General features: G+C 47.5%; 33 protein-coding genes and 1 tRNA gene. 12 read left to right on the top strand and 22 right to left on the bottom strand.

The genetic code is table 11. From position 1 onward, the window contains the following. The coding region (locus OGV69_RS07090; RefSeq protein ID WP_286469218.1) for a DUF4113 domain-containing protein at positions 1 to 157 on the top strand (157 nt) is incomplete at its 5' end. Here OGV69_RS07090 and OGV69_RS07085 read toward each other — a convergent pair. From OGV69_RS07085 to rluE, 11 genes are all read right to left on the bottom strand, one after another. Further along, complete coding sequence (locus tag OGV69_RS07085; protein WP_286469217.1) at positions 150 to 821, bottom strand: SOS response-associated peptidase; 672 nt, start codon at positions 819 to 821, stop codon at positions 150 to 152. The genes OGV69_RS07090 and OGV69_RS07085 overlap by 8 nt on opposite strands. 166 nt (positions 822 to 987) lie before the next feature. Next, on the bottom strand, positions 988 to 1,497 hold the full coding sequence (locus OGV69_RS07080; protein WP_069325360.1) for a redoxin family protein: 510 nt from the start codon (positions 1,495 to 1,497) through the stop codon (positions 988 to 990). A 107-nt stretch (positions 1,498 to 1,604) separates the two neighbouring features. Next, positions 1,605 to 2,483, bottom strand: coding sequence for a helix-turn-helix domain-containing protein (locus tag OGV69_RS07075; protein WP_069325361.1), 879 nt, complete (start codon positions 2,481 to 2,483; stop codon positions 1,605 to 1,607). Positions 2,484 to 2,513: 30 nt separating this feature from the next. Further along, positions 2,514 to 3,470 carry a hypothetical protein gene (locus OGV69_RS07070; RefSeq protein WP_069325362.1) on the bottom strand — a complete coding sequence of 319 codons (957 nt, stop codon included), beginning with the start codon at positions 3,468 to 3,470 and terminating at the stop codon, positions 2,514 to 2,516. Beyond that, positions 3,471 to 5,447 (bottom strand): inverse autotransporter beta domain-containing protein, encoded by a 1,977-nt coding sequence (locus OGV69_RS07065; RefSeq protein WP_286469216.1) that lies wholly within the window; start codon positions 5,445 to 5,447, stop codon positions 3,471 to 3,473. It lies immediately after the preceding gene. Positions 5,448 to 5,524: 77 nt separating this feature from the next. Then, on the bottom strand, positions 5,525 to 6,364 hold the full coding sequence (locus OGV69_RS07060) for a ZirU family protein (protein ID WP_069325364.1): 840 nt from the start codon (positions 6,362 to 6,364) through the stop codon (positions 5,525 to 5,527). Between the two features lie 921 nt (positions 6,365 to 7,285). After that, complete coding sequence (gene purB, locus OGV69_RS07055; protein WP_038639900.1) at positions 7,286 to 8,656, bottom strand: adenylosuccinate lyase; 1,371 nt, start codon at positions 8,654 to 8,656, stop codon at positions 7,286 to 7,288. Positions 8,657 to 8,659: 3 nt separating this feature from the next. Further along, a complete protein-coding gene (gene hflD / locus OGV69_RS07050) occupies positions 8,660 to 9,301 on the bottom strand; it encodes a high frequency lysogenization protein HflD (RefSeq protein WP_032940122.1) in 642 nt (213 codons plus the stop codon). Between the two features lie 34 nt (positions 9,302 to 9,335). Further along, the gene (mnmA, locus tag OGV69_RS07045; RefSeq protein ID WP_069325365.1) at positions 9,336 to 10,442 is read right to left on the bottom strand and encodes a tRNA 2-thiouridine(34) synthase MnmA; all 1,107 of its coding nucleotides are present in this window, start codon (positions 10,440 to 10,442) and stop codon (positions 9,336 to 9,338) included. Between the two features lie 53 nt (positions 10,443 to 10,495). Beyond that, positions 10,496 to 10,957: an NUDIX hydrolase gene (locus tag OGV69_RS07040; RefSeq protein WP_038639907.1), complete on the bottom strand. Its 462-nt coding sequence runs from the start codon at positions 10,955 to 10,957 to the stop codon at positions 10,496 to 10,498. 9 nt (positions 10,958 to 10,966) lie between these two features. Continuing rightward, positions 10,967 to 11,590 carry a 23S rRNA pseudouridine(2457) synthase RluE gene (gene rluE, locus OGV69_RS07035; RefSeq protein ID WP_069325366.1) on the bottom strand — a complete coding sequence of 208 codons (624 nt, stop codon included), beginning with the start codon at positions 11,588 to 11,590 and terminating at the stop codon, positions 10,967 to 10,969. A 201-nt stretch (positions 11,591 to 11,791) separates the two neighbouring features. Here rluE and icd point away from each other — a divergent pair, with 201 nt between their 5' ends. Together icd and OGV69_RS07025 are read left to right on the top strand one after the other, a co-directional pair. Beyond that, entirely contained in the window at positions 11,792 to 13,042 is a 1,251-nt protein-coding gene (gene icd / locus OGV69_RS07030) for an NADP-dependent isocitrate dehydrogenase (protein ID WP_038639915.1), read from the top strand. A 116-nt stretch (positions 13,043 to 13,158) separates the two neighbouring features. Further along, positions 13,159 to 13,986, top strand: a complete 828-nt coding sequence (locus OGV69_RS07025) for a putative phage abortive infection protein (RefSeq protein WP_069325367.1) — start codon at positions 13,159 to 13,161, stop codon at positions 13,984 to 13,986. Positions 13,987 to 14,022: 36 nt separating this feature from the next. On the opposite strand, the gene OGV69_RS07020 is transcribed toward OGV69_RS07025, so the two are convergent. From OGV69_RS07020 to OGV69_RS06970, 11 genes are all read right to left on the bottom strand, one after another. Beyond that, positions 14,023 to 15,150, bottom strand: a complete 1,128-nt coding sequence (locus OGV69_RS07020; protein ID WP_069325368.1) for a site-specific integrase — start codon at positions 15,148 to 15,150, stop codon at positions 14,023 to 14,025. Further along, a complete protein-coding gene (locus OGV69_RS07015) occupies positions 15,131 to 15,376 on the bottom strand; it encodes an excisionase (RefSeq protein ID WP_042063986.1) in 246 nt (81 codons plus the stop codon). The genes OGV69_RS07020 and OGV69_RS07015 overlap by 20 nt, the downstream gene beginning before the upstream one ends. A gap of 42 nt (positions 15,377 to 15,418) precedes the next feature. After that, positions 15,419 to 15,721: a hypothetical protein gene (locus OGV69_RS07010; RefSeq protein WP_069325369.1), complete on the bottom strand. Its 303-nt coding sequence runs from the start codon at positions 15,719 to 15,721 to the stop codon at positions 15,419 to 15,421. Continuing rightward, positions 15,718 to 15,891, bottom strand: coding sequence for a hypothetical protein (locus tag OGV69_RS07005; RefSeq protein WP_176722633.1), 174 nt, complete (start codon positions 15,889 to 15,891; stop codon positions 15,718 to 15,720). The genes OGV69_RS07010 and OGV69_RS07005 overlap by 4 nt, the downstream gene beginning before the upstream one ends. A gap of 1 nt (position 15,892) precedes the next feature. Next, the gene (locus OGV69_RS07000) at positions 15,893 to 16,291 is read right to left on the bottom strand and encodes a hypothetical protein (protein WP_069325370.1); all 399 of its coding nucleotides are present in this window, start codon (positions 16,289 to 16,291) and stop codon (positions 15,893 to 15,895) included. After that, the gene (locus OGV69_RS06995) at positions 16,288 to 16,491 is read right to left on the bottom strand and encodes a hypothetical protein (protein WP_069325371.1); all 204 of its coding nucleotides are present in this window, start codon (positions 16,489 to 16,491) and stop codon (positions 16,288 to 16,290) included. Before OGV69_RS06995 ends, OGV69_RS07000 begins: the two co-directional genes overlap by 4 nt. Then, positions 16,488 to 17,036 carry a hypothetical protein gene (locus OGV69_RS06990; protein ID WP_247672855.1) on the bottom strand — a complete coding sequence of 183 codons (549 nt, stop codon included), beginning with the start codon at positions 17,034 to 17,036 and terminating at the stop codon, positions 16,488 to 16,490. The genes OGV69_RS06995 and OGV69_RS06990 overlap by 4 nt, the downstream gene beginning before the upstream one ends. After that, positions 17,020 to 18,060: a ParB-like helix-turn-helix domain-containing protein gene (locus OGV69_RS06985; RefSeq protein WP_069325372.1), complete on the bottom strand. Its 1,041-nt coding sequence runs from the start codon at positions 18,058 to 18,060 to the stop codon at positions 17,020 to 17,022. Before OGV69_RS06985 ends, OGV69_RS06990 begins: the two co-directional genes overlap by 17 nt. Continuing rightward, a complete protein-coding gene (locus OGV69_RS06980; RefSeq protein WP_247672854.1) occupies positions 18,060 to 18,419 on the bottom strand; it encodes a hypothetical protein in 360 nt (119 codons plus the stop codon). The genes OGV69_RS06985 and OGV69_RS06980 overlap by 1 nt, the downstream gene beginning before the upstream one ends. Positions 18,420 to 18,763: 344 nt before the next feature. After that, a tRNA-Arg gene (locus OGV69_RS06975) sits at positions 18,764 to 18,840 on the bottom strand. Positions 18,841 to 19,463: 623 nt separating this feature from the next. After that, positions 19,464 to 20,123 carry a LexA family protein gene (locus OGV69_RS06970; protein WP_072284236.1) on the bottom strand — a complete coding sequence of 220 codons (660 nt, stop codon included), beginning with the start codon at positions 20,121 to 20,123 and terminating at the stop codon, positions 19,464 to 19,466. A 92-nt stretch (positions 20,124 to 20,215) separates the two neighbouring features. On the opposite strand from OGV69_RS06970, the gene OGV69_RS06965 reads away from it, so the two are divergent. The 9 genes from OGV69_RS06965 to OGV69_RS06925 all read left to right on the top strand — a co-directional run bounded on the left by OGV69_RS06965 (position 20,216) and on the right by OGV69_RS06925 (position 24,302). Continuing rightward, complete coding sequence (locus OGV69_RS06965; protein ID WP_032207801.1) at positions 20,216 to 20,413, top strand: Cro/CI family transcriptional regulator; 198 nt, start codon at positions 20,216 to 20,218, stop codon at positions 20,411 to 20,413. 25 nt (positions 20,414 to 20,438) lie between these two features. Then, positions 20,439 to 20,903, top strand: coding sequence for a YmfL family putative regulatory protein (locus OGV69_RS06960; protein ID WP_032207800.1), 465 nt, complete (start codon positions 20,439 to 20,441; stop codon positions 20,901 to 20,903). A 240-nt stretch (positions 20,904 to 21,143) separates the two neighbouring features. After that, on the top strand, positions 21,144 to 21,356 hold the full coding sequence (locus OGV69_RS06955; RefSeq protein ID WP_061549227.1) for a DUF4222 domain-containing protein: 213 nt from the start codon (positions 21,144 to 21,146) through the stop codon (positions 21,354 to 21,356). Beyond that, entirely contained in the window at positions 21,313 to 22,296 is a 984-nt protein-coding gene (locus tag OGV69_RS06950) for a phage replication protein O (RefSeq protein WP_069325374.1), read from the top strand. The genes OGV69_RS06955 and OGV69_RS06950 overlap by 44 nt, the downstream gene beginning before the upstream one ends. A gap of 2 nt (positions 22,297 to 22,298) precedes the next feature. Next, positions 22,299 to 22,742, top strand: coding sequence for a hypothetical protein (locus tag OGV69_RS06945; protein ID WP_069325375.1), 444 nt, complete (start codon positions 22,299 to 22,301; stop codon positions 22,740 to 22,742). After that, positions 22,742 to 23,410 (top strand): MT-A70 family methyltransferase, encoded by a 669-nt coding sequence (locus OGV69_RS06940; RefSeq protein ID WP_069325376.1) that lies wholly within the window; start codon positions 22,742 to 22,744, stop codon positions 23,408 to 23,410. The genes OGV69_RS06945 and OGV69_RS06940 overlap by 1 nt, the downstream gene beginning before the upstream one ends. Then, positions 23,397 to 23,615, top strand: coding sequence for a hypothetical protein (locus OGV69_RS06935; protein WP_069325377.1), 219 nt, complete (start codon positions 23,397 to 23,399; stop codon positions 23,613 to 23,615). The genes OGV69_RS06940 and OGV69_RS06935 overlap by 14 nt, the downstream gene beginning before the upstream one ends. Before the next feature lies 1 nt (position 23,616). Continuing rightward, on the top strand, positions 23,617 to 23,937 hold the full coding sequence (locus tag OGV69_RS06930) for a LexA family protein (RefSeq protein ID WP_069325378.1): 321 nt from the start codon (positions 23,617 to 23,619) through the stop codon (positions 23,935 to 23,937). Continuing rightward, a complete protein-coding gene (locus tag OGV69_RS06925) occupies positions 23,934 to 24,302 on the top strand; it encodes a RusA family crossover junction endodeoxyribonuclease (RefSeq protein WP_008323290.1) in 369 nt (122 codons plus the stop codon). Before OGV69_RS06930 ends, OGV69_RS06925 begins: the two co-directional genes overlap by 4 nt. Positions 24,303 to 24,359 lie beyond the last annotated feature (57 nt).

Raw genomic sequence — 24,359 nt, 5'->3', positions numbered from 1 at the left:
GAAATTGATGGAAGTTCTGGATCATCTGAATGCAAAGGAAGGAAAGGGGGCGCTTTATTTCGCCGGACAGGGGATCCAGCAACAATGGGCGATGAAGAGAGAGATGCTGTCACCACGATACACGACCCGCTATGAGGACCTGCTTCAGGTTAAGTAACAGGCTTAATTAAATCTGCTCCCTGATTTTTCACATTCCCGACAGCACGCGTTACGGCATGCCATATAAATTTATCAGCCGACACGGAACCGTCGGCCGCAATTTCCGCAGCTTCTTTCCCTCCAGTATCCTGACTCATCCATTCGCGAGCGGCTTCTGGTGAAAGTACCAAAGGCCGCCTGTCGTGAATATCTACCAGCCCTTTGTCGGCCGCAGCTGTCACTATCAGGAAACCTTCTGCTTCATCTCCACGTTCGAATGGTGTGCTACCGATCGCCGCCATAAAAATCGGCTGACCGTCTGCCCGGTGAATAAAGTAAGGTTGTTTCTTGTCGCCTTCCTTTTTCCACTCAAACCATCCATCAGCAAAGCAAATTGCGCGGCCATGCTGCCAGAGTGGTTTAAACATTCTGCTGGTGGCTGCAGTTTCAGTCCGTGCGTTAATGAGCGGCGGTTTATCCCACCAACCGGGGGCGTATCCCCAGATAACTGGATCAAGATGCAACTGCTCATCACGTTCGCTCAGAAGCAGAACTTTTGTTCCTGGTGCTACGTTGTATCTTCCGATGGGTTCTGGATCGTATGGAATGTCGCGTTCTGATTCATTAGCGAGCAAGATAAGATAATCTTCACGCGTCATTGACTGTGCAAAGCGTCCACACATAAAAACCTCCAGCCACATGTCAGACTGAAAGTATAGAGGAGATATACAAAAGAGCCCGCAATTTGCGGGCTTTAAAGTGATAAAAACACCAATAGGGGGATCTTTCATGGTTACCATATCTACCATGAAAAAAAGTCCGTAATCGGTTTATTTCCGTGCGCCAAAACTACGGAAGCCAGGTGATATCTTTAGGTACGGAGACGCGAGTTACTATATTCAATTCATCGCATTCTATAATAGCTCGTGCGAAAATACTGAGCTCATTGATTTTCAGCCCTGACTGCTCTAGGAATTGGCGATTGGCGTAATCTGAAACGAAGATGATTCCAGGATGTGGTTTATTCTCACGGATAAATCGTGATTGGGCAAAAGGGGTGTCCATGCTTAAAACATATAACTCCAGTTCTTCATTTTGTCCCGCTTTTAGTTCCTGACTCAGAGCATTAACCTGCCATTCACAAACTGGTGTGTCGAGGGATGGAACAATAACGATTCGTTTCTTGACTCCACTTATGCAATAACCCGAAGTTAAATCATGTGCGACTAACCCCTGCGTATTAGGTAGAATATTTCCAACAAACATAACGCCTGGTTTTAGTGTCAGGTTGACTTCGCCAAAACTGACTGAGTGTTCATGGCCAAAATTAATATATTCTTTTGCTTTTTTAGGTGTCATTATAACTCTCCATATTTATTGCGAACTAACCCCAACAGTGAAGGTGATTTTGATTCTGTAGTTGAATAACAGGAATAACCAATGTGGAGTGTGAGTTTTATTGTTAGTTAGGCTGTATTTTTAACTTTTTGTAATGTCACAGGTACATAGTATGTCATTGACAACGTATGTTTTTCGCTATCGTTTAAATTCCCTCCATAATGGAAATGTTCAATATCCTCCCCCGCGCGCCTTAGTATATTATTTTGAGGAAGCACGGCCATATAAATTTTCTGAGCAAATTTACTATATTCATCTTGGTTACCATTAAATTCAAATTGTGCGTATAGTCCTCCAGAAACAACTTTTTTCATAGTAAACTCACTCTTAGTGTTATCTTGTTCCGTTGTACCTACAAACATTTGAACATTTAACATCATATCCTGTTGTTTACAGGGTAAAAATTCATATGCACAAATAATATCTCTACCAATATCCTGAAGTTCTGTTTGGATGCTCTGCCAGCGTATGGATTTTTGTATGATGGGTAGAGAGATCAGCGATTTCTGATAGTTCACACAATAACCATAAAGTACTTGCGAAGGTCGTTGGCACAAGGTAAATTTAGGTGGTGATTCCCTCAGTTCATCTTGAGGAATTAAAAGTCCTTTCAAATCCCATTCTTCCATTTGACGGTATGTTCGAGGGTTTACGCCGAACAATTTGCTAAATTCCCGACTGAAACTCTGAACTGAGTCAAATCCTGCGTCTAGAGCAATATGGGTGATACTTTGTGACGACAAACGGACCCTAATTGCAGCTCGCCTTAATCGACGAGTGCGAATATATTTACCAGGCGTCATTCCTACAACTTTTCTAAAAATAGTATGGAGGTGGCGTTCAGTATAGCCAGCTTTGGCAGCGATATCGGCCACAGTCAGATTCTCATCAATATTATTCTCGATATGTTTCAAAATAGAATGAACAACACTAGTAGCAAGTTTCATAAAATTCAATACCTGGGATTCTTATTTTGCTTAGTTGACCTTGAGCATAACAGACTTATTCCATAAATATCCTAGGGTAGATGAAATGTAATATGGGGACGAAATGTAATGTATTCTTAGATTGCTTGTTGATATCTGTATCTTGATCGAGTATTCATTATTATTTCTTTCTAAATCTGATACGATAACACCTTCTGTCGTATGGTTTTTGTGCTTAGAAAATATTAGTGTATTTTTTAATTCATCTGGTAGTTTAAATCGCAGGTAACCTGTTTCGCCGTTCTGCATTCTAAAATCAGAACGTTCAGCGCCATCCACGGTTAGTACCGGTGTTATAGAACCCTTGAAAGATGAAGAAATTACCCGGTCTGTTTCGAATTCCCAAAAAAGGCTTTCATCTGGTAACATATTGTGGCCAGACTGTGTTTTTCTTCTAAAGACAAACCTTAGACGGTAATTTATATCATCGGTTGAAACGTAATAATAAGGTGAGTTATCTTGCTTAACTTCCCTGTCCTGTTCACCTGCAATCGGGAAAATATTACCACTATCATCAATCCGAAATATGGAACGAAGATTAATTACGGTTTCTTGGTCATCCATTGCAAGAAATTTATTGTCAGGATCGCTGTTGGGAGAATTAACTGTTGTGCCTGGAAATAACCCAGGGAATAGAGGTAGATTATAGCCTTTGTAAGAATCTGGACTTACCCCATAGAAATCTGTGTCATCTGCGCGTAGGACATAATTGAACCTTGGTGCATTGGGACGATGTCCGACACTAGGGTGCATAGTCTGAGCAATTACCAGACCAATATTTTCAGCGCATACGTTAGATGCAAAACTTACATTGAATGATAACAGAAGCAACCCTACGACGCGTTTCATATTGCAACTCTTTTTATTAATTAGCCCTATATTGATAGTTTTGACCGGAGATTGGGGTGTGATAAATCCCTCTGCTTTGAATGAGTCTTTTCTCAACATTTAAATATCCTTTTCCGCTGTAATCCGTACACGAATCAATTTGTTTTGTAGAGACTGTCCTTCATAAGTAGCTGGCAATTGCCATAAGCTATCCGTGGCACCTTTCACACTCGTCCACTGCAAACCATCTACCGAAAACTCCCACTGGTATATAAAATCCGTCTGGCATGCTTTTTCCGCTTCGCACACAGGGCGAGCTTTAAGTACGGAGCCGATAACGGGGGCCTCTGTGCTACCGTTAAGTAAGATTGTTCCCGGTGTAAAGTCGATGCCGAGGTGAGTTATCTGAGAAATTCCAGTTTTTTTCTGAGTGATAAGGACAGAAGTAGTAACGTTGTCTCGCCCATTCAGACCAGTAGCACTTATATCTAAAGTAAAATCTGCGCGAGTGGAGATAAGCTCTTCCTGGGTGGTCAGTTTTACGCGCTCCACCCAGTGACCATCGTGTTCCTCTCCTCCAAGTGAACGAACAGATACGGTCGGGTCACTGGATCTGTAACTAACTGATTCAGGCTTTAGAGAGATCCACTCTTTTTCTGAGCGCTCACGAACATAATGCCATTCAACTACAACAGAAGAAGACTGCTGCGTTAACGGTGTGCCTAGAATGAACTTGCCGTTCTGATAACTAGTATCTGGGTTAATCACATTGATGTGATTGCGATAGCTGGTAGCATCAGGAAGTACCGTAACCGGGATTCGCTCCGAAGTGGCAGTACTTCCACGATTATCGGTGACTCGCAAATAAAGACTTAGCTCCTGACTTTCCGTGGCACTCAACGGTAAGTTAGGCAGTTTCAGTCCGCTGTTGGCTGAAGTCGGATCTTTAAGACCGCCTAATAACTCGGTATCCCCAATCCACTCCACGCGGGTTATCGGATAACGGCTGTTGATTGTGGCGGCGAGACTAACGACGCTGCCGGCTGTACCAACTACCGGTGGTGCTGAAATGCGGATTCGGCTGGCCTGCTCTCGATATTCCATGACCATGTTGTAGTTTCGATCAACAAATGCAGCCCGGTTGAGGCTCGATAACGCAGGACGAACCTTTGTCGTATCTAATTGCTCGGACAACGGTGTGCCGAAGGTATAATTGATCTGAAAACCTCCGTCTGCCTGAGTTCCACTATTGCCTGCGTCACGGTAGCCACCACGAAGCTCGAACAGCGGGACCGGACGCCATGACAGTGCTCCTCCAATAGCTGAAGGGTTTCGACCTAACGTATCGTTACCCAATATGTCTACCTTATTCCCAAAGTATTGCTCATAGCTGAGCTCAGCGGTGAACCACGGGAAGTCGGGTAACGTTCCTTTTGCCCGGAGATCAAAGCCTCGGGCGGGGCGCTCATCATGCAGCTTGAGGGAATCTGACGACTTCCATCCAGTCAGCGGGAAGTAATAGTTGCTGGAGAGCGATAACGTTTCATGCCCGGTCTCCACTCCCAGACTAGCCCGCATATGATTATGAGTAATATCCGCATCGATAAAGGTATTAATACCTGATAGCAAATATCCAGTCTGGTAACGATAACCTATCCCGGTGCTTACGAATGTGCGGCCATTAAAGCTGCTACTATCATGATCGCGCAGACCAAACTGCCCGAATAGTAAAGAGGATGTACTGTGTCGTAACGGAACCAGAAGATCCAATTCAGCGGAACGATAGCGGGTTCCGTCTTCAAGGCTAATACCTCCACGTAACTGACTTTCGGGAAACGCGGCAGATAAAGTCCGCTGGATCGCCTGATTGGAAAATTCTTGTGGAATAGCCTGTAGTTGTGCGCGTGCGTAGTCATTCAGAGTCCCCTCTTGTAATGCAGGGGCCAGAGAACTGACAGTGCTAGCAAGCCAGCGGTCACGATCTAAAATTTCACGGTTTTCAGATAATGGTGCCGTTGCCATCGCGGGAAATGCTGCCTGGGCAATAACAGGAGCCCAAGCGACCCTGCGCATCAGATGGTTGGGTCTGGTAGTCACGTAGTGCCTCCTTTTAGATTAACAACCCCGACATCCTGACGGGGTTATGATTAACGAGCGGGTGTATCCAGAGCGGTTTAGCGGCGAGTCCGCTCTTTGGATGCTGGTGGAGTGGTTACCTTCGGTGACACTTCTACGCGGAATAGCTTGTTTTGCTGGTTTCCCTGAACGACATGCTCGTGTGCGTCGCCGCCAACAGGGGTGAAATCAGTCCATGAATTGCTGCCGTTGTCGGCGATCTGCCATTTAAAGTTGTAGCTATCTGGAGTACAGGCTTTCGCATCCACAGCAGCTGGGCAGGTTAGTTCTGCCGTAATTTTTTTACCAACAATTGGAGTGCCCTCTGTCGTTGTACCGTTCAGATCAATGGTCGGGGTTCCCTCAGTTTTCAGAACAACTGACGTCAGTTTTCCTGCGATCGTGCCATCTGAGCTGCCTGGGCCTTCCACTCCAGATGTAGTGGTAGTCAGCAGCACGATAGTCTGGTCCATGGCTTCAAAAGGGAGTGTGGTCTTTTTGTCAGTAAGAATGCGGTAGCGGACCTTAATTTTTTTTCCTGTCGCGGTGCCTGGAATAGTGAATGTCAGTCCTTTCCCGATTGCTGTAGTAAGTGCGGTACTTTCGTTATCGACAATGAACCACTCAATATCGGCTGCCATCGAGGCAAGATCCAGTTTCGCCTCATCGCCGGCGTCTGGGTCAGTAAAGAACACATCTGTAATTCTCAGTGTTTCTCCTGTAAGCAAAGTGCCGGTAACGCTTAGTTTTTTATCCTGTGTGGTAGCGACAGGACGGTGGCCTACTGCAGCGATTGTTGCATCTGAAATCAGGCTATTTGCCCTTGGGGCCGCCATCGTATTAAGTGACACCATTGATGTCAGAACAGAAATAGCCAGTAATGTCTTTTTTAGGTGCATAAGATCCCCTCCGTGTTATTTTTATAAATTCCGACGGATAAATAAGTTTATTTTTAGTGTTCAGAAACCGTGTTAAAACAAAGCGCACATATAGTCTTGAGGAGCCTATCTAAAAAATAACCACCTAAACCAGGTGCGTTGGTTCCTGATGAGGTGATCTTAAGGTTTTGCAAACTGCAAAACTTAGCTTTTTCTGAAATTGGTAGATTTTGTATTATTTACCATTGTCATTATCACGATAAGGTCGTAATTGAAGGCATAGGCAGTGATGACTGATAAATTGAACTGTAAATATTGCCACGGGAATTATAATCGTACTTATTATATTCAGCCGATCTTGAAAAATTAATATATTGAGATATCTTTCATTGATGTTTCCCTTACTCGGTTATCAACGTAAAAGTACATAGATAATCATTGAGTTAAGAAGCATTAGTTGCCAGTAAAATATATGTAACCTGTTAAGTTTTTAGTTCTTTACCAACTGCTTGTAGTTAAATTTCTCATCAGCTGATGCGCGAGAGGGTTAGTTCGAACCTGTTAATCAGAACGTAAAAAAGATTTTGAGCACAACTTTACCCACCATTTATTTTTTACATATTTGGGGGCAAATTTGGGGGCAAAAATCAGTCAGGGGCATGATTTGGGGCGATGAAATGGCCCATATTGACCGCGATTGTCCAAAACGTTTTTTTATTAACTGATTGATTTTATGATAATTAACTGTATTTACTGAATTTACAAAATCAATTTTATAGTTTAACGCTGATTATGTGGCTGTGGGGATAAACATTTAATAAACCGGGGGAAGGGAGGCTATCACTGGCGAAAAAAGCCGGAAGGCGCTGACGCTTATCCGGCTTCAATATAACATCATCTGGAGGCCGGAACTGACGAAACCGCCGTCCGGCACAAACCCGATTACTTCAGTTCATCAACCATGGTGATGGCGCGACCAATATAGTTGGCTGGTGTCATCGCTTTCAGGCGAGTTTTCTCGTCTTCCGGCAGGGCCAGGCCGTCGATAAACTGTTTCATACCTTCGGCGTCAACGCGCTTACCGCGCGTCAGCTCTTTCAGCTTCTCGTACGGTTTTTCAATGCCATAGCGACGCATTACGGTCTGAATAGGTTCGGCCAGCACTTCCCAGTTATGGTCCAGTTCATCAAGCAGATGCTCGCGATTGACTTCCAGTTTGCTCACGCCCTTCAGCGTGGACTGATACGCGATCAGCGCATAGCCAATACCGACACCCAGGTTGCGCAGAACGGTAGAGTCCGTCAGGTCGCGCTGCCAGCGGGAAACCGGCAGTTTGCTCGCCAGGTGTTGCAGAACCGCGTTAGACAGACCCAGGTTACCTTCGGAGTTTTCGAAATCGATTGGGTTAACCTTGTGCGGCATGGTGGAGGAACCGATCTCACCGGCGATAGTTTTCTGTTTGAAATGGTTCAGTGCCACGTAACCCCAGACATCGCGGTCAAAGTCAATCAGTATAGTGTTGAAACGGGCGATGCAATCAAACAGCTCGGCTATGTAGTCGTGCGGTTCAATCTGCGTGGTGTAAGGGTTCCACTGGATGCCCAGCGACGTAACAAACTCTTCGCTGAACTGATGCCAGTCTACTTCCGGGTAAGCGGCGATGTGGGCGTTATAGTTACCGACGGCGCCGTTGATTTTACCGAGAATTTCGACCTGGTTAAGCTGGCGGTACTGGCGCTCCATACGGTAGGCCACGTTCGCCATTTCTTTGCCCAGCGTGGATGGGGTGGCGGGTTGACCGTGGGTACGGGAGAGCAGAGGGATATCGCGATACTGTACGGACAGATCTTTCACTGCGTCGATAAGCTTACGCCAGTACGGCAGGACCACTTCGTCGCGAGCGGTTTTCAGCATCAGCGCGTGAGACAGGTTGTTGATGTCTTCTGACGTACACGCGAAGTGAATAAACTCGGAAACGGCATGCAGTTCCGGGATATCAGCCACTTTTTCTTTCAGGAAATACTCAACTGCCTTCACATCATGGTTGGTCGTACGCTCAATGGTTTTGATGCGCGCAGCATCTTCTTCATTGAAGTTAGCGACGATCGCATCAAGGAAACCGATTGCGTCGGCAGCAAAAGCAGGAACTTCCTTGATCGCTGCGTGCGCGGCCAGTTTTTGCAGCCAGCGTACTTCAACCTGTACACGGAATTTCAGCAAACCGTATTCGCTGAAAATCCCGCGCAGCGCGCTGACTTTATCGCCGTAGCGTCCATCGACAGGGGAAACGGCGGTCAGTGAGGATAATTCCATAGATCACAACTCCGGGGTTAAATGAGCAAGAATTTGTTTTGCCTGAGTCGTCAGGCGATTACGAGAAAACATGAGTTGCAGACGGCCTCCACCAACCTGATGCCAGAGCACTGCTGCACGAATGCCAGCCAATAGCGAAGCGCGTACTTTGGCCTGAACCTGCGGGCTCTGAAGGATGGCAGGAGAACCCGTAACCTGAATACGCGGGCCGAGTGGGCTGATGACGTCAACATAAATGCCGGCCATTGCGCTCATCAGCGTTTCTGACTGCAAATCAAAATGGTCCAACTGGCGCTGCAAGCCGTTGATACGGTCGCCCAGCGTGTCCATAGCGCCTTTGGCAGCTGACAGCTTACGCTCCAGTACCATCAGGCTTAACGTGTAGCGGGTGAGTTCCGCATTCAGCCCCTGACGACTGCTGGCGTTGAGCACGCCGAGCAACGTTTCAAGGCCAAGTCGCAGGTTAGCTTCACTCCCGCCAAAAACCCCAAGCGTAGAGCTGGGGTTCATGTCGATGATACTGTTGAGCGAAACGTGTAACGCATCGGCATCACAATGCCCCTGGTGCGCCAGTTCTTGCACCAGGCGTGCCGACTGGCATATACCTGCCAGGGCGAGAGTGATGTCATAATAATTCTTTGCCACGTTCACTGCTTCCTTGTATCAAATGTGTAAATAATTAGACCGGCAAAGGCAGGCGTTGTTCGATAATTCCGCCGCCGAGGCAGACTTCGCCATTGTAAAAGACAGCCGACTGACCCGGCGTTACCGCCGCGACAGGTTCGTCGAAAATGACTTCAATACGTTCAGTATCCAGCGCTTTAACGGTGCACGGAATGTCGGTCTGACGATAACGGGTTTTCACCGTGCAGCGCATTGTGCCGGTGAACGGTTCGCGATCGACCCAATGCAGCTGTTGCGCCACCAGCCCAACGGACATCAGACGTGGGTGTTCGTGACCCTGAGCGACAACCAGAATGTTGTTCTCAACGTCTTTATCCACCACATACCATGGATCTTCCGTCCCTTCTTTTGTACCGCCAATGCCCAGACCTTTACGTTGGCCCAGAGTGTGGTACATCAGCCCCTGGTGCTGGCCAATCTCTTCACCGTCAACGGTGATGATTTTACCTGGCTGAGCGGGCAGGTAGCGACCAAGAAATTCGCGGAACTTGCGTTCGCCGATGAAGCAGATACCGGTGGAGTCTTTTTTCCTGGCCGTAATTAGTCCGAGATCTTCGGCAATTTTACGCACCTGTGGTTTTTCCAGTTCGCCCACCGGGAACAGGCTTTGCGCGATTTGCTCATGGCCGAGCGTGTAGAGGAAATAGCTCTGGTCTTTATTGCCATCGAGCCCTCGCAGCAGGCGGCTTTTTCCGTCGACATCCGCGCGGCGTACGTAGTGACCGGTGGCGATGTAATCGGCACCTAAATCTTCGGCGGCAAACTCAAGGAAGGCTTTAAATTTGATTTCTTTATTGCACAGAATATCCGGGTTCGGCGTACGACCCGCTTTGTACTCTTCCAGGAACAGTTCAAAGACGTTGTCCCAGTATTCTGCAGCAAAGTTAACGGTATGCAATTCAATGCCGAGTTTGTCGCAAACAGCCTGTGCATCCGCGAGGTCGGCAGCCGCTGTGCAATATTCCTCGCCATCGTCCTCTTCCCAGTTCTTCATGAACAGGCCTTCTACCTGATAACCCTGTTGTTGCAACAACCAGGCAGATACGGAAGAATCGACACCGCCGGACATGCCGACGATCACTTTTTTTGGGCTTTCAGACATAGGAATACTCACGACATTGAACTTCAAGGCGGCATATTCTAGCACGCAGCCCTTTACTTGACACCCTCTGTAAACGGCCAGTTAAATTCGCCGATCGTTGCCAGCGGATAGCGCTCTCCACTCTGGTAACAGAGAATGCTCTCGGCAACCAGCGGCGAGCGCAGATTTGGCGCTGAAAGAATCTCTTCTGCGCTGACCCAGCGACAGCAATCTATATCACTGTCATGAGGTTCAGTAGCGCACATATTGGCAAGTTCTATAGAAAACAGAAAACGCAAAAAGGGCGTTTTGTCCGGCGCAATCCATTGATGCATTCGAATGAAGTGCTGCGGTTGCGCGTTGATGCCTGTCTCTTCCCATAGCTCACGAGCGGCGGCCTGCACCAGGGTTTCGTCCGCTTCCAGGTGCCCGGCAGGTTGATTCCACAAAGCTTTGCCGTTGATGGTTTCCTCAACCACTAAAAATTTATCTTCTGCATGCACAATGCAGGCGACCGTGACGTGTGGTTTGAACATACAGCTTCCTTATACAGTTGCATCCCGCCATTCGCCGTTAGCGAGATTTTCCAGTGTGTAATCGCCCATGGCATAGCGTATGAGGCGCAGCGTAGGAAACCCAACATGCGCCGTCATCCGACGTACCTGACGGTTGCGGCCTTCATATAAGGTGACTTTTAGCCAACTGGTGGGAATATTCTTCCGTTCACGAATGGGTGGGTTTCTCGGCCACAGCCAGGCAGGTTCTTCTACCATTTGAATTCCTGCGGGCAGTGTAGGGCCATCGTTGAGCGTTACGCCAGTGCGCAGGGCTTCCAGCGCTTCGGGCGTAGGTTCTCCCTCAACCTGAACATAATAAATTTTCCCCGTGCGCTTGCCGGGCTGCGTTAACCGCGCCTGTAATGCGCCATCGTTGGTCAGCACTAAAAGCCCTTCACTGTCCCGATCCAAACGACCCGCAGCATACACGCCTTGCACGGGAATAAAATCTTTTAACGTTTTGCGTCCCGCTTCGTCAGTAAATTGTGGCAAAACATCGTAGGGTTTATTGAACAAAACCACGCGTTTTGGCTGGTTTTCTTTACGCTGTTTAGTGACTTGTCGTGAGCTGAATCGCTTAACTTGGTGATTTCTAAAAGAAGTTTTTTGCATGGTATTTTCAGATTATATCAATTGCCGCATTATAGCCTAAGAACGAGTGTCTTTCATGGCGACGAACAATAGGGTAGTATTGACACGCTCATTACAAATCATTAACAAAAAATTGCTCTAACGCAGTCGTGCAGCAGGACGCCAATGCACATGCAGCGCGATGACAGACGAGCAAACCAGAAGCGCTCGAAGGAGAGGTGAATGGAAAGCAAAGTAGTTGTTCCGGCGGAAGGTAAGAAGATCACCCTGCAAAACGGCAAACTCAACGTTCCTGAAAATCCGATTATCCCGTTCATTGAAGGCGACGGTATCGGCGTTGATGTAACCCCACCGATGATCAAAGTTGTCGATGCTGCTGTCAAGAAAGCCTATAAAGGCGAGCGTAAAATCTCCTGGATGGAAATCTACACCGGCGAGAAATCTACTCAGGTTTATGGTCAGGACGTCTGGCTGCCTGCTGAAACCCTTGATCTGATTCGTGAATATCGTGTTGCCATCAAAGGCCCTCTGACCACGCCAGTTGGCGGCGGTATTCGCTCTCTGAACGTCGCTCTGCGTCAGGAACTTGACCTGTATGTCTGCCTGCGCCCGGTGCGTTATTACCAGGGTACGCCAAGCCCGGTAAAACACCCTGAACTGACCGACATGGTTATCTTCCGTGAAAACTCCGAAGATATCTATGCGGGTATCGAGTGGAAAGCGGACTCCGCAGATGCTGAGAAAGTGATTAAATTCCTGCGCGAAGAAATGGGCGTGAAGAAAATTCGCTTCCCGGAACATTGCGGTATTGGCATCAAGCCGTGTTCTGAAGAAGGCACTAAGCGTCTGGTTCGTGCGGCGATTGAATACGCCATCGCGAACGATCGTGATTCTGTTACCCTGGTACATAAAGGTAACATCATGAAGTTCACTGAAGGCGCGTTCAAAGACTGGGGTTACCAGTTAGCGCGTGAAGAATTCGGTGGCGAATTGATCGATGGCGGCCCGTGGGTGAAAATCAAGAACCCGAAATCCGGCAAAGAAATCGTGGTTAAGGACGTTATCGCCGATGCATTCCTGCAACAGATCCTGCTGCGCCCTGCTGAGTATGATGTGATTGCGTGTATGAACCTGAACGGCGACTACATCTCTGATGCGCTGGCAGCACAGGTGGGTGGTATTGGTATCGCGCCGGGCGCGAACATCGGTGACGAATGTGCGTTGTTCGAAGCGACTCATGGTACTGCGCCGAAGTACGCAGGCCAGGATAAAGTGAACCCAGGTTCCATCATTCTGTCTGCTGAAATGATGCTGCGCCACATGGGTTGGGTTGAAGCAGCTGACTTAATTGTTAAAGGTATGGAAGGCGCAATCAACGCGAAAACCGTGACCTATGACTTCGAACGTCTGATGGACGGCGCTAAGCTGCTGAAATGTTCAGAGTTTGGCGATGCGATCATCGAAAACATGTAATCCAGATTCTGGGTTGTATGAGAACGGGAGCTTAACGCTCCCGTTGTTTTTGGATAGACTGCTAACGGTTAGCAAAATTTTATCAAAATAATTTATCAAAATTTCATGGAATGATCATGGTACGATTTTTATTAACAGCAATAGGTGGTGTAGTTGTAATCTGTGCTTTATACGTTATTGGAATCCTAAATAGTCCTCGAATATTCGGTGAGCTAGAATTTACGCAAAGCGGCACTTTTGGCGATTCATGGGGGGCATTAACTTCAGTCTTTTCTGCGTTGGGATTTTGTGGTGTACTTTGGACACTGAAGACTCAAAATGACTCTATACGGAAGGTAGAGGATGAGAATAGTAGAAAAGAAATTAATGAGCTAAAGAGGGATTTTGAGAATTCATTTTTTAATATGCTGAATTTGTTGCAAGTAATTATTAACGATATGAAAGTGGTTAATAAGAACACCAAAGTGATTAATGCAGAGGGACGTGGGGTTTTTCTTTATTTCTTTAAGTCGTTTAGACGTAAAGTATTGAGTGAAGGGGAATACCGTGTTTCGAAAAAAAATAATGCAAGAGAATTAAAAAACATAGTTAGTACCCTTGGTGGAAAGTATTCCAGTCATTTTCAAAGTCGCTCGCAAAATTTGTCTCATTACTATCGTTTTTTATTTAATATATTCAAGTTTATCGATGAGGCAGATATTGATGATGTTTCAAAGAAAAAATACGCTAATATTTTAAGAGCACAGATATCCAACTATGAATTAATAATGTTGTTTTATAATTCACTGACAATTGAAGGTGAGAAATTCAAATATTACTTTGTTAAGTATGAAGTGTTGGATAACCTACCAGTAATAAAGCTTATATATCAAAATCATGTATTGTTAGTTGATAAAGCGTGCTGGGGGGATAACAATTTAGCGTTAGACATAATCCGCAATTAAATATAATAGGATGCCTTTGTAAAAAGGCATCCTATATTATATGTTGATTTTAATCCAATCTTTGCCGCGATCATCGTGATAACGAGCTGTCTGAGTTGGTGATTTATGCCCAAGTAACTTTTGCGTATCGATCCCCTGGGCTTCATAAAGACGTTCTGCTAGCGATCGCTGTTCGTGAAACGTTGCCGGCGTGCCATCACCCCATTCAATTTCAGCTTTATCACGTGCTTTGCTAAAGTTCATCGTCAGGGTGTTAGCTTTTACCTGTGCTCCACGTTCTGCTTGTGATGTTGATCTAAAAAAGTGTACGAGGTAGGGGCTTACTGCGTAATCTCGGCAGCGGGCTACTACATCACGTAAACTCCAGTTAATCGCATTAAGGCGAAGAGAAAGAGGAATAGCTATTTTGCTGCCAGTTTTTTCCTGTTCGATATGTAGATGATTATCCCAGATATCGGTAAATTTCATTTTGGATATGTCCCCAAGACGTTGCCCGGTCACAAGGGCAAGCAGCATAGCATTTCCCATATACTGATGTTTCTTATCTGCGATATCGAAAATCTTCAGCCACTCGTCGAGGCTAAGTCGTTGTCTGGTAATCTTGCGCCTGGGCTGTTTAGTAGCAAGGGCAGGGTTGTGACCAGATGGTACTTCACCGTAGTGTTGGGCCTCTTTGAATACATCGATCAGAACTGAGCGAACAACTTGTGCCATTCTTGGTTGGCCTGCAGATAGATACTCTTCAAGAATTTGAGCAATATCCCTGACATCAACAGAAGATATTAGCTTCATTCCCGCACGTTCTTTGAGAAGTGCAACAGGCTTGGCTTTTTGTTTATACGTATTCTCCTTGATATCACCTGAAGCGAATCTTTCCTCCTGAATTTTCCAGTATCGCTCAAGCCAGGTAATAGTCGTAATTGCTTTACCCTTGCTGGTAGCGATTCGATCGCTAATAGCCAGTACCTGTCTTGAACGCTGCTCAGCAAGTCTCGCGTTCGCTTCAGTAGCAATTGCTATAGCCTCCACTTCATCAGTACCCAAGCTGTGAAATTTCCCTGTCACAGGGTGTTTGTACCTCCAATAAACTTTATTGACCTTCCGACTATAGAGTGGATAAAGGTTAGGTACTGATACATTATTTTTACGTGGTCTCGCTGCCATCGCTAAGGATCCTTTGCAATTTTGGTGAGTCAGATTTCTTGATAACCGGCGCAGCAAGTTCTCCAACCAATTCCGCGTCCTCTCTAACTCTCCAGAGCCTACCTTGCTTCATTGCTGGTGGAGAAAAGAGATTTTGCTTAGCGTAACGGCGCAATGTTGAGACGCTAGGTGGATTACTTCTGTATTTATCGGTTGCCCATTCTTCAAGAGTTAACATCTGAATCATGCGTTATTCTCCATTTAACCCGGCTGCACCCGGAATACGAAATTATAAATTATCGCTGGTTAGCTTTGGTGGAACAGCATAGAGCGGCCCGGGTGAGACATCAAAACGGCGCCAGCGTATATCACAGGTTCTTTCTTCACCTTCTTTGTGCCAGTCAACGACATCTGCCACTGGCTCGGCGTTCCTACCTGCCAACACCTCATCTACTACCTTCAACATATCCGTGAGAATGTAAGCTCTGTTCCCGCCGTTTGAGTACTGGGTATCATGCTGCAGGTGTTCACGTATATGGTGCAGGCGCTCGAGTGATACAGGACCGTGCGCCGGGTGGTTGTTAGTTGTCATGGGGTAACCTTCCTGAAACTGCGTCTGATATCATGGTCCGCATAGCAGCGAGACGGCTGGTTATTCTCGTCTTTGTAGACCAGCACAAAACTTTTACCATCTTTAGAAATGTATTCGATGATGAATCTGTTACTGGTGTGGATGCTCTCGATAACGTCACCTGTTTTCATCTCACTCTCCCTTCACGCCAATGCCAGTGCTATTCCCATTCAGCGCTTCTCTTAAGCACCGAACGTATGCCGGTATGTAACAGTCATTAGGATTTGCGATTGCCTCAAATAAAGCCTGCGCTTGTCGCTTGATGTTGATATCCCGCGCCTCCAGTTCTGCTATGCGCTTCTCTGCGGCTTCCAGCGCATCAGTTGTGGTACTGTCATTCAGCAACCACGACTTGAGAATTTCATCGCCTTCGTACTCAAACAGCTCTTTTCCGGTTTCGTAGTTATGCCAGTTCAGGTTTGCATCCAAGCTGGCCAGCATTTCGTATGTGTCTCCTTCGCCGTCCCAGTTATTGCGGAACAGGATTGCGTAAAGCCCAGGCTTCAGCGCCTGTTTGTTGAGTGCTGTCATTGGGCTGCCTCCTGCTTCTGCTTGTTGTATACGGCCCAACTCAGAGCATCGAGCTTGTCACGGCCTGCTTTGTCGTACATGTGGATGCCGTCTTTGCAGACGTGCTCCTGCTTAACCTGTTCTTCAAGGGTGCTTATCTCTTCGTAAGACAGGGTTGCCAGTTTCAGGCGATTCCAGCCGAAGTTGCGGATGCGTGTCATGACTGCACTCCTTTGCGAATTTCCTGCGCTAACCATTCCAGAGCCATCACAGGCACACCGATGTGACCTGCGCCTTCGAACTTCTTGCTAAGATGCTCGATTGCAGCATCCACACCCTGCGCCCGCACTTCAGCCAGGAAAGCGTCTGTGACTGGGGTTTCTGGCTCGTAACCATCGGCGCTGACGTAACGGGTAACCTCCTCTTCGTAGAAAGTTTCCGACTCGATATGTGCAACATGACAATCGTTGATGATGAAATTTTTCAGCCCCGCATTCTCCGCTGCCAGCACCCTGCACTTTCTCTCGGCGTTAGCGAGCTGTACTGCCATGTCTGTGAGTTTCAGTTCAAGATTGTGAATAGTCGCGTCTGCTGCCCGGAACTCGCGCTGGGATTCCGTTAAATTTGAGCAGGCGTTTTGAATTGAGTAGGCCAAAATGGCAGTATCACGATCATCTGATTCTTCAGCTTTAACCTGCAACTGAACCGCCAGGCTGAAGAGATCAGCAATTTGAGTTTCTGTCATACGGTTATTGATCGTTTGCATTGGTATGTACCTGCTGAAGTTTGTGCTGTTTAACGAAGTGGGCCACTGCTTTAGACTGGCTGGCGATTATTTTTTTATCGCCTAAATCCAAGGTGACGTTCTTCCCGCGATAAATAATCGCAGAGCCGATTTCCTTACCGTCCAGCTTCACATACAGCACTTTCCCGATAATCTCTGTCGTAGGGATTGGCTGTGAAAGGCGATAGGTTTCGCGAGCTTCAGCAATGGTTTTATGTTCGTCGATTATCGACAGGGCTTCAGCCAGTGCAGTGCCTTGCAAAGTGAACACGCCTTCATCGCTAATCGTCGCCATGGCCATTAACTCCACAAAACGGCGAGCACTTTTAATGTTGAGTTCAGGCGCGATAGAACTGCGCGTAACCTTTGTTTTTCCCTGGGCGGCGGCTACGGCTTTATCGTGCTGGAGAACCTCACCAGCTTGTTCGCCAAACTCGCGAACGCGGTCAACAGCAACATCAACAGATACGGCACCAGATTTAACTTCCTGCTGAACGTCATAATTAGCGGTGCTCAGAGTGAGCAACTTCTCAACGGTCGCTACAGACTTATTGACCAGCTTTGCAATCTCGCTGGTGGTCTGGTTGAAAGCGTTATGAAGCTCCTGAATAACAGCAGCCTGTTCAATATCGGAAAGGGGGAGTTGGTTATTACTGGTCATGATGCGAGCCAGACGCTGCACATCGCTACCGTTGAACGGCATGATATGAATACGGTCTACTGGCTTACCAGCTTCAGCACAACGTGCGTAGCAGCGACGACGACGGTGGCCTTCAACTACCCACACACCGCCTTCATCACGTGCGATAACCTCCAGCGGAGGAACGGTGCCACCGTTCATCAGATAGTTAAACAGGTCGTCATCTGCCTGGCGGGTACGTTCGTCGTCTTCACGCTTGTTGAAACCTTCACGCACGTGGATATGTTCAAGGCTGATAAACATCCCTGTATCGGTGCGCTTGATGGTCCCGTCACGGGACATCTGTTTGAATGAGTTGGCGGCCATCACTTAGCCCCTTCATTCATCACAACATTAGTTACCGGAGTTAACTCACGCAGTTCGCGCTGGGCTTCCAGAAGGTGCATGTTGCTGCGTGTTTTTGTGTGTCTTTCAACGATGCGATCGCATTCTTTTGCCCAGCAGATAACGTCATCGCGTAAAACTGTATTTTCAACAGCCAGTGCTTTTCGCTGCTCCATTGACTCGCACAGTGCGACACCCTGAACATCGTAGCGGTTCGCCAGTTCATTCATCAGCCACTGGGAAGCAGCTGGAAGGAGAGGGGCGGCTTTACGGGCTGCATCGATCAACTGCTCTCTGGTCATACGTGGTTGTAACTCAGTGACGTTCTGTGTGGTCGTCATGGTTAGTTTCTCCGTGTTATATGCGCCCTGCACGGCGCTGAATTTTGGTTGCACGAATCCCTCGCCAAAAGGCGAATAAAAGTTTGGGTTTCGTTTCAGTAAATGCCCCATGAAGAGGCACTTAGTGAAACGGGCGACTGCAATCGCCGGTTAGTTTCTCCACTCAATTGAAAGCGCGTTCCGCTGGTTTTGGATTTAACGAACTGGCACTTAATGACAAGGGACAGAACGCGCTTTCAGTTGAGTAAAAAGGGCGGCACCAGGGACTTCAAAGGTTGGTACTGGTACCGCCAAGACTCCACACAGCTTTCTTACTTCCTTGGACCACGATGGATATGTGATTCTGGTGCAGCATGCAGGGTTCGAACCTGCGACCCACGGCTTAGAAGGCCGTTGCTCTATCCAACTGAGCTAATGCCACAATGGGAATAGCATTCTGATTCGCGACAATCATAGATAACGTTCTGGGACCGTTAACTACTGAATGCTATTTCCGTTGTGTTCGTGGGGTCTACTTCCCTCCTGTCACGGTTCTTTCCCCGCGTCATCATGTGTTCATTCGGTACATGAAACCCATTTGCCGGGATTCCACCGACTCCCATCTGTTTTTAAAGCCACTCAGATATCGTCTGGGCTTCGCCGTCTACTTCCGGCTGTCACTGCCGTCGAGAGTGCTGGCATCTCACTGACCTGATAACTCCTAGGATCAACTGGAGTGGTTGTTATCGCGACCAAAGCGCCACTGTCCAGGACATTTAAAAGGACCGTCTCCAAGTGGTAACTCTTCCAGTCCCGGTAAGAACCCTGCGAGATGCTTACCGGGACCGCCTTATGCTCCCTAAAAAGATGGCTGCCACAAATTGTGGGAAGTGACAGCCATTACAGGATACCGAGGCTTCACCAGATGAATGTAACTATGGGTTCGTCTGGTGTGTTTTAAATGTACCTTTAGTTACCATGACGGTCAAGTAAGTTAATGTACTTTTTGTTACCTTGGAGGTGAAAAAAATGCCAGAATGATATCTGGCATTAGAAATGAGTTACTTAGATGTTCTGCGTTATCTGAACAACTTTTCCTACAATGCGGCAATTGCCATCAATGGGGATCGGCTTAAAGGCGGGATTAAGCGGCATGAGATATGAGTAAGGGCTATCCCAAACAAGTTTCTTCACAGTCGCTTCTGCTGAACCATCAAGTATTGCTACGACAATTTTCCCATACAGGTCATCAAGTTGTCCGTAATGTGGCTCAACAATAACGATTGAGCCCTCCGGAATTGATGGAAGTCCATGTGGGTTAGTCATTGACTCACCACGAACTACCAATCCGAAAACTTCATCAGAAACGTTTGCTGTGGTTTGAGTCCATGAAATCACATCAGTAAGCCTTGAGCATGCATAGGTATCAGTCCATACCCCGGCCTGAACAGCAGAGATAATAGGAACGGCGGTAGGTGGCTTCAGGTATGGGATAACTTTGGTGTCATCTTGAGTCTCATCACCCTTGCCGTAAAGAATCCATTCAGGAGTGGTCTGTAAAGCCATCGCTAGTTGGTGAAGGTTTTCTCCGTCAGGCTTAGTTGTACCGTTCTCCCATTTGGTAACGGACACTCTACTCACCCCAAGGCGTTTAGCCAGGGTCTGCTGAGTTATATCGAGCTGGACTCGCCGGGATCTTATTCGGTCTTTCATCTCTGTTTTCATGTAACCAATGTTACATTGATTCCTTGTAACTGTTGTTTGCTATTTAATGTACCTTTTGTTACCTTTAAGGCGTGAGTTAACCAGGAGGAACCATGCTTAAAACTGACGTCATAGAACACTTCGGAGGGGTATCAAAAACCGCGAGTGTTTTGGGAATTTCCCATCCTGCAGTGTGCCGATGGGGTGATGTGATCCCTCAGAAGCAAGCTTTTGTTATCGAACGTATCACTAAAGGCAAGCTTAAATACGATGCCAGCCTTTACCAAAAGTCTACAGACACAGCAGCTTAAACATAACTACCAAAGGAAAAACAAGATGGTAGAGCAAACCCTGAAGGAAGTAGTGAAAGCGATGTGTAAGGCGTACCCCGGAGGCCGTCAGGCTATGGCAGGTGCGTTAGGCATGTCAGAAACCCAATTCAATAACAACCTTTATGAGAAAAACGGTTGTCGTTTCTTTGAAGTCACTGAGCTGGAAGCGATGGAGGACATTTCCAACACGTCATTCGTTGCCGACTACTTTGCCAAGCGTCGCGGCGCACTGCTGGTGGACGTACCAAGCCTGGAAGATCTGGACCGAGTTGACTTGTTCAGTCGAGCAATGCGTACAGCAGCTGCAAGAGGGCAGGTTGATCAGATTATCCAGAAGGCGCTTGAGGATGGAGTGATTGAAAAGCATGAAGCCGAAGAAATTCAGGAACACCACCGCCGTCATCTGGCAGCGCGTGAAGAAGAAATCCGCGCGATTGTGGCCTTATTCAGCCGCCGTCAAAAGAAGTGACGCCAGCGAGTGTGCAGCTCCTGGCGTCGTGGCGTGTCGTATTCAGTGGAGAAACTAACGCATGAACAGTGTAACAACACAGTACCGCAGGTCGCAACTTATTGCTCGACCTATGCCGGGTGGAAAAGGTCCGGCGCAGTTCGTGTATGGGGTAATGGTATCCGGATGCTTTGAGCCTGTCTGCTACCAGTTTGCCGATTGGGTTGTAGGTGATTTCAACGGCCAGGCGGAGAAGGTCGAATGCGAGCACTCAACAGACGGTTTAAAGACAGCTACGGAGTCCCAGTCAGGGTTATCCGGTGGGAGCCAGAAACTCAACGGGTTATATACCTGCGCGACGGATACGAGCATGAGTGCTTCAGTCCTCTCGAACAGTTTCAGCGTAAATTCAGGGAAATAGAGGATCAGAATGAGCCTGTTAATGACATCCCGGCCAATAGTAATAAATCCTGACCTTGCATACAGCATTGGCCTGAATGAGGCGATTGCTTTGCAGCAGATTAATTACTGGCTGCAAGAAACCAAATCGGGCATGGAAAGTGATGGTGTTCGCTGGATTTACAACACGACAGAACAGTGGCTGGAGCAGTTCCCGTTCTGGTCTGAGTCGACCCTGAAGCGTACCTTCACCCGCCTGAAGACACTCGGTGTGCTCAAAATTGAGCAACTGAACAAGTCCCAACGCGACATGACCAACTTCTACACAATCAACTATGAAAGCGAGCTTTTAGATGAAGTCAAAGTGACCGAATCGAAGAGGTCAAAATGCGCTCTTCCATCAGGTCAAAATGACACGATGGAAGAGGTCAAAGTGACACACTCCATCAGTTCAAAACGAACCGCTGTCATCAGGTCAAAATGCACTGATGATCTTACAGAGAATACAACAGAGAGTACTACAGAGAATAAAACCCCTTCTTGTCCGGAAGCTTCGCAACCGGACGCTTTGGTTAATCCAAATGATTTTCTGTCTCGTCATCCAACAGCGGTGGTTTTCAGTGCAGCAAAACGTCAATGGGGAACTCAGGAAGATTTAACCTGCGCAGAATGGATCTGGGGAAAGATTATCCGACTGTACGAACAAGCCGCTGAGTCTGACGGTGAGCTGGTTCGCCCTAAAGAACCTAACTGGGTTTCCTGGGCTAACGAGGTTCGTCTGATGTGCACTCAGGATAATCGCAATCACCGCCAGATCTGCGAGCTGTACGGTCGTGTAAATCGTGATCCCTTCTGGTGCAAAAATATTCTCAGTCCTTCGAAGCTGCGTGAAAAATGGGATGAGTTGTCTCTGAAGTTATCAGTGTCAGTGAGCAAACATGAGGTTCGAGAGGACCCAATGTTTAAATCCAAATACGAGTGCGATACACGCATTCCTGAAGGATTTAGGGGGTAGCTATGAGCATTCTGAAAATGGTCCAGATGTTTATTGCCATGAACCCCGGCTCCACGACCAGGGACATCATCGAAGGTCTGACCCAATACAGCCAGGACCAGCTTCAACTCACTGTTTGCCGCCTGTATGGTTCTGGGATGGCAACGCGTAAACGCGACGGTCGACAATTCCGTTACTACGCGGAACCGCCAGCAGATTGCCATTTCGAAGTGTTTGAACCAACTCCTGAAGTCAGCGCCCTGATGGAAACGGCGAAAGGCCTGGAGTCGAAAGGTCTCTTTCACCGTGCCGCGACGATTTACATGGAGGCGTTCAGCGCATCAGCCATTGAATCAGAGCGAGCAGCAATACTGGCAGAACGTCAGCGCTGTCTTGGCCTGGCTAAGCCAGCAGTTATTACCGAAGACGGATGCTATCTGGCTGGTCGATTTTGGGGAGGCCGTTAATGAACTATTCACTGATTTACGCCGATCCACCGTGGGAATACGGAAACACCATCAGCAATGGTGCAGCGGAAAACCATTACGGCACGATGAAACTCATCGACATAAAACGCCTGCCTGTCTGGGAGCTGGCTGCGGAAGATTCCGTTCTGGCCATGTGGTTCACCGGTACACATACCCGTGAAGCGATCGAACTTGCTGAGGCATGGGGTTTTAAGGTTCGGACCATGAAGGGATTCACCTGGGTGAAGTTCAACTCACTGGCTGAGCAGCACATCAACAAAGCGCTTCAGGCTGGTGGAGTAGAGGACTTTTACGACTTCCTCGACCTGTTAAACGCTCAGACTCGAATGAACGGTGGCAACCATACCCGCGCCAATACCGAGGATCTGCTAATTGCCACAAGAGGGAAAGGTCTTGAGCGTCAGGACGCGAGCGTAAAACAGGTTATCTACAGCCCACTCGGCGAGCACAGTCAGAAGCCAGCAGAAGCGCGTTACCGCTTGGAGAAATTATACGGCGATGTGTCACGCATTGAGTTGTTCAGCCGCTGCGCGGCCCCCGGCTGGCATCACTGGGGAAATCAGGCAGAAAACCCTGATGTAATCATGTCTCCTGGTTACGTTGGTAAACCTGATCCGCTGCTGGAGGTGGCTTATGCAGGACGTTGAAGCACGTAACGCGCTTCGTAACATCGCCAGAAGATGCAACGAGGAAATTACCGCTAAACGCAAGGCTAATCCTGGTATGAATTGTGACGAAATAGCCAGGCCAATTTTTAACGGTGCTATAGGGATGGTTAAGCAGCTTGGCTTTACGCCATCTCATTTGTATCTCGAAGTCGGGATTTTGAACAAGCGGATTAAGGAGCGCTGAAGTGAACAAACTTACCGTGAGACAAAGTGAAGTACTTGGTTCGATCGTGAACTATCAGCGCCGGTTTGGATTCCCTCCAACGATATGTGAACTGGCTGGGCTGATTGGTTGCTCATCACCGAACGCTGCAGCGGAGCATGTGAAGGCCATAGTGAAGAAGGGATATATCTCAGTTGCGCCTGGAGTTTCCAGAGGGATTACCGTTATTTCAGCAAATGATGAGGTAGACGCGATATCGATCATCAAGTCACTCATTAACGGTGATAGCGATTCAAGAGAACGCGCCTTGTCATGGCTGGAAGCGAGAGGTGTCCAGCCATGAAATTAACGTTGCCATTCCCGCCAACAGTTAACACCTATTACCGGTCCCCTGACCGTGGAGCGTTAAAGGGTAAGCATCTGATCAGTGAGATGGGTAGGAAGTTCAAGAAGAACGTTTACGCATCTGTTGTTGAGCAGTACGGCGGTATACCTAAACCAGTTAACGTCAACGTTGAGGTAAACATAGTTCTTTTCCCGCCAGATAACAGACGGCGGGATCTGGACAACTACAACAAAGCGCTGTTCGACGCACTGACGAATGCCAGAGTCTGGGAGGACGACAGTCAGGTTAAACGGATGGCTATCGAGTGGGGACCGGTAGCAAAGCCCGGAAGAGTAGAAATCAATATTAATCACTATAAATAACTGTTCAAACATACAGGTGACAATGCAAGCACATTTCGAAGTCTGTAAAATACGAAA

Origin of the sequence: Citrobacter sp. Cc139 (assembly GCF_030334645.1) — a bacterium.
GTDB lineage: Bacteria > Pseudomonadota > Gammaproteobacteria > Enterobacterales > Enterobacteriaceae > Citrobacter > Citrobacter werkmanii.
Note: the sequence above shows the minus strand (reverse complement) of the source record. Positions and strands in the feature narration are given on the sequence as shown.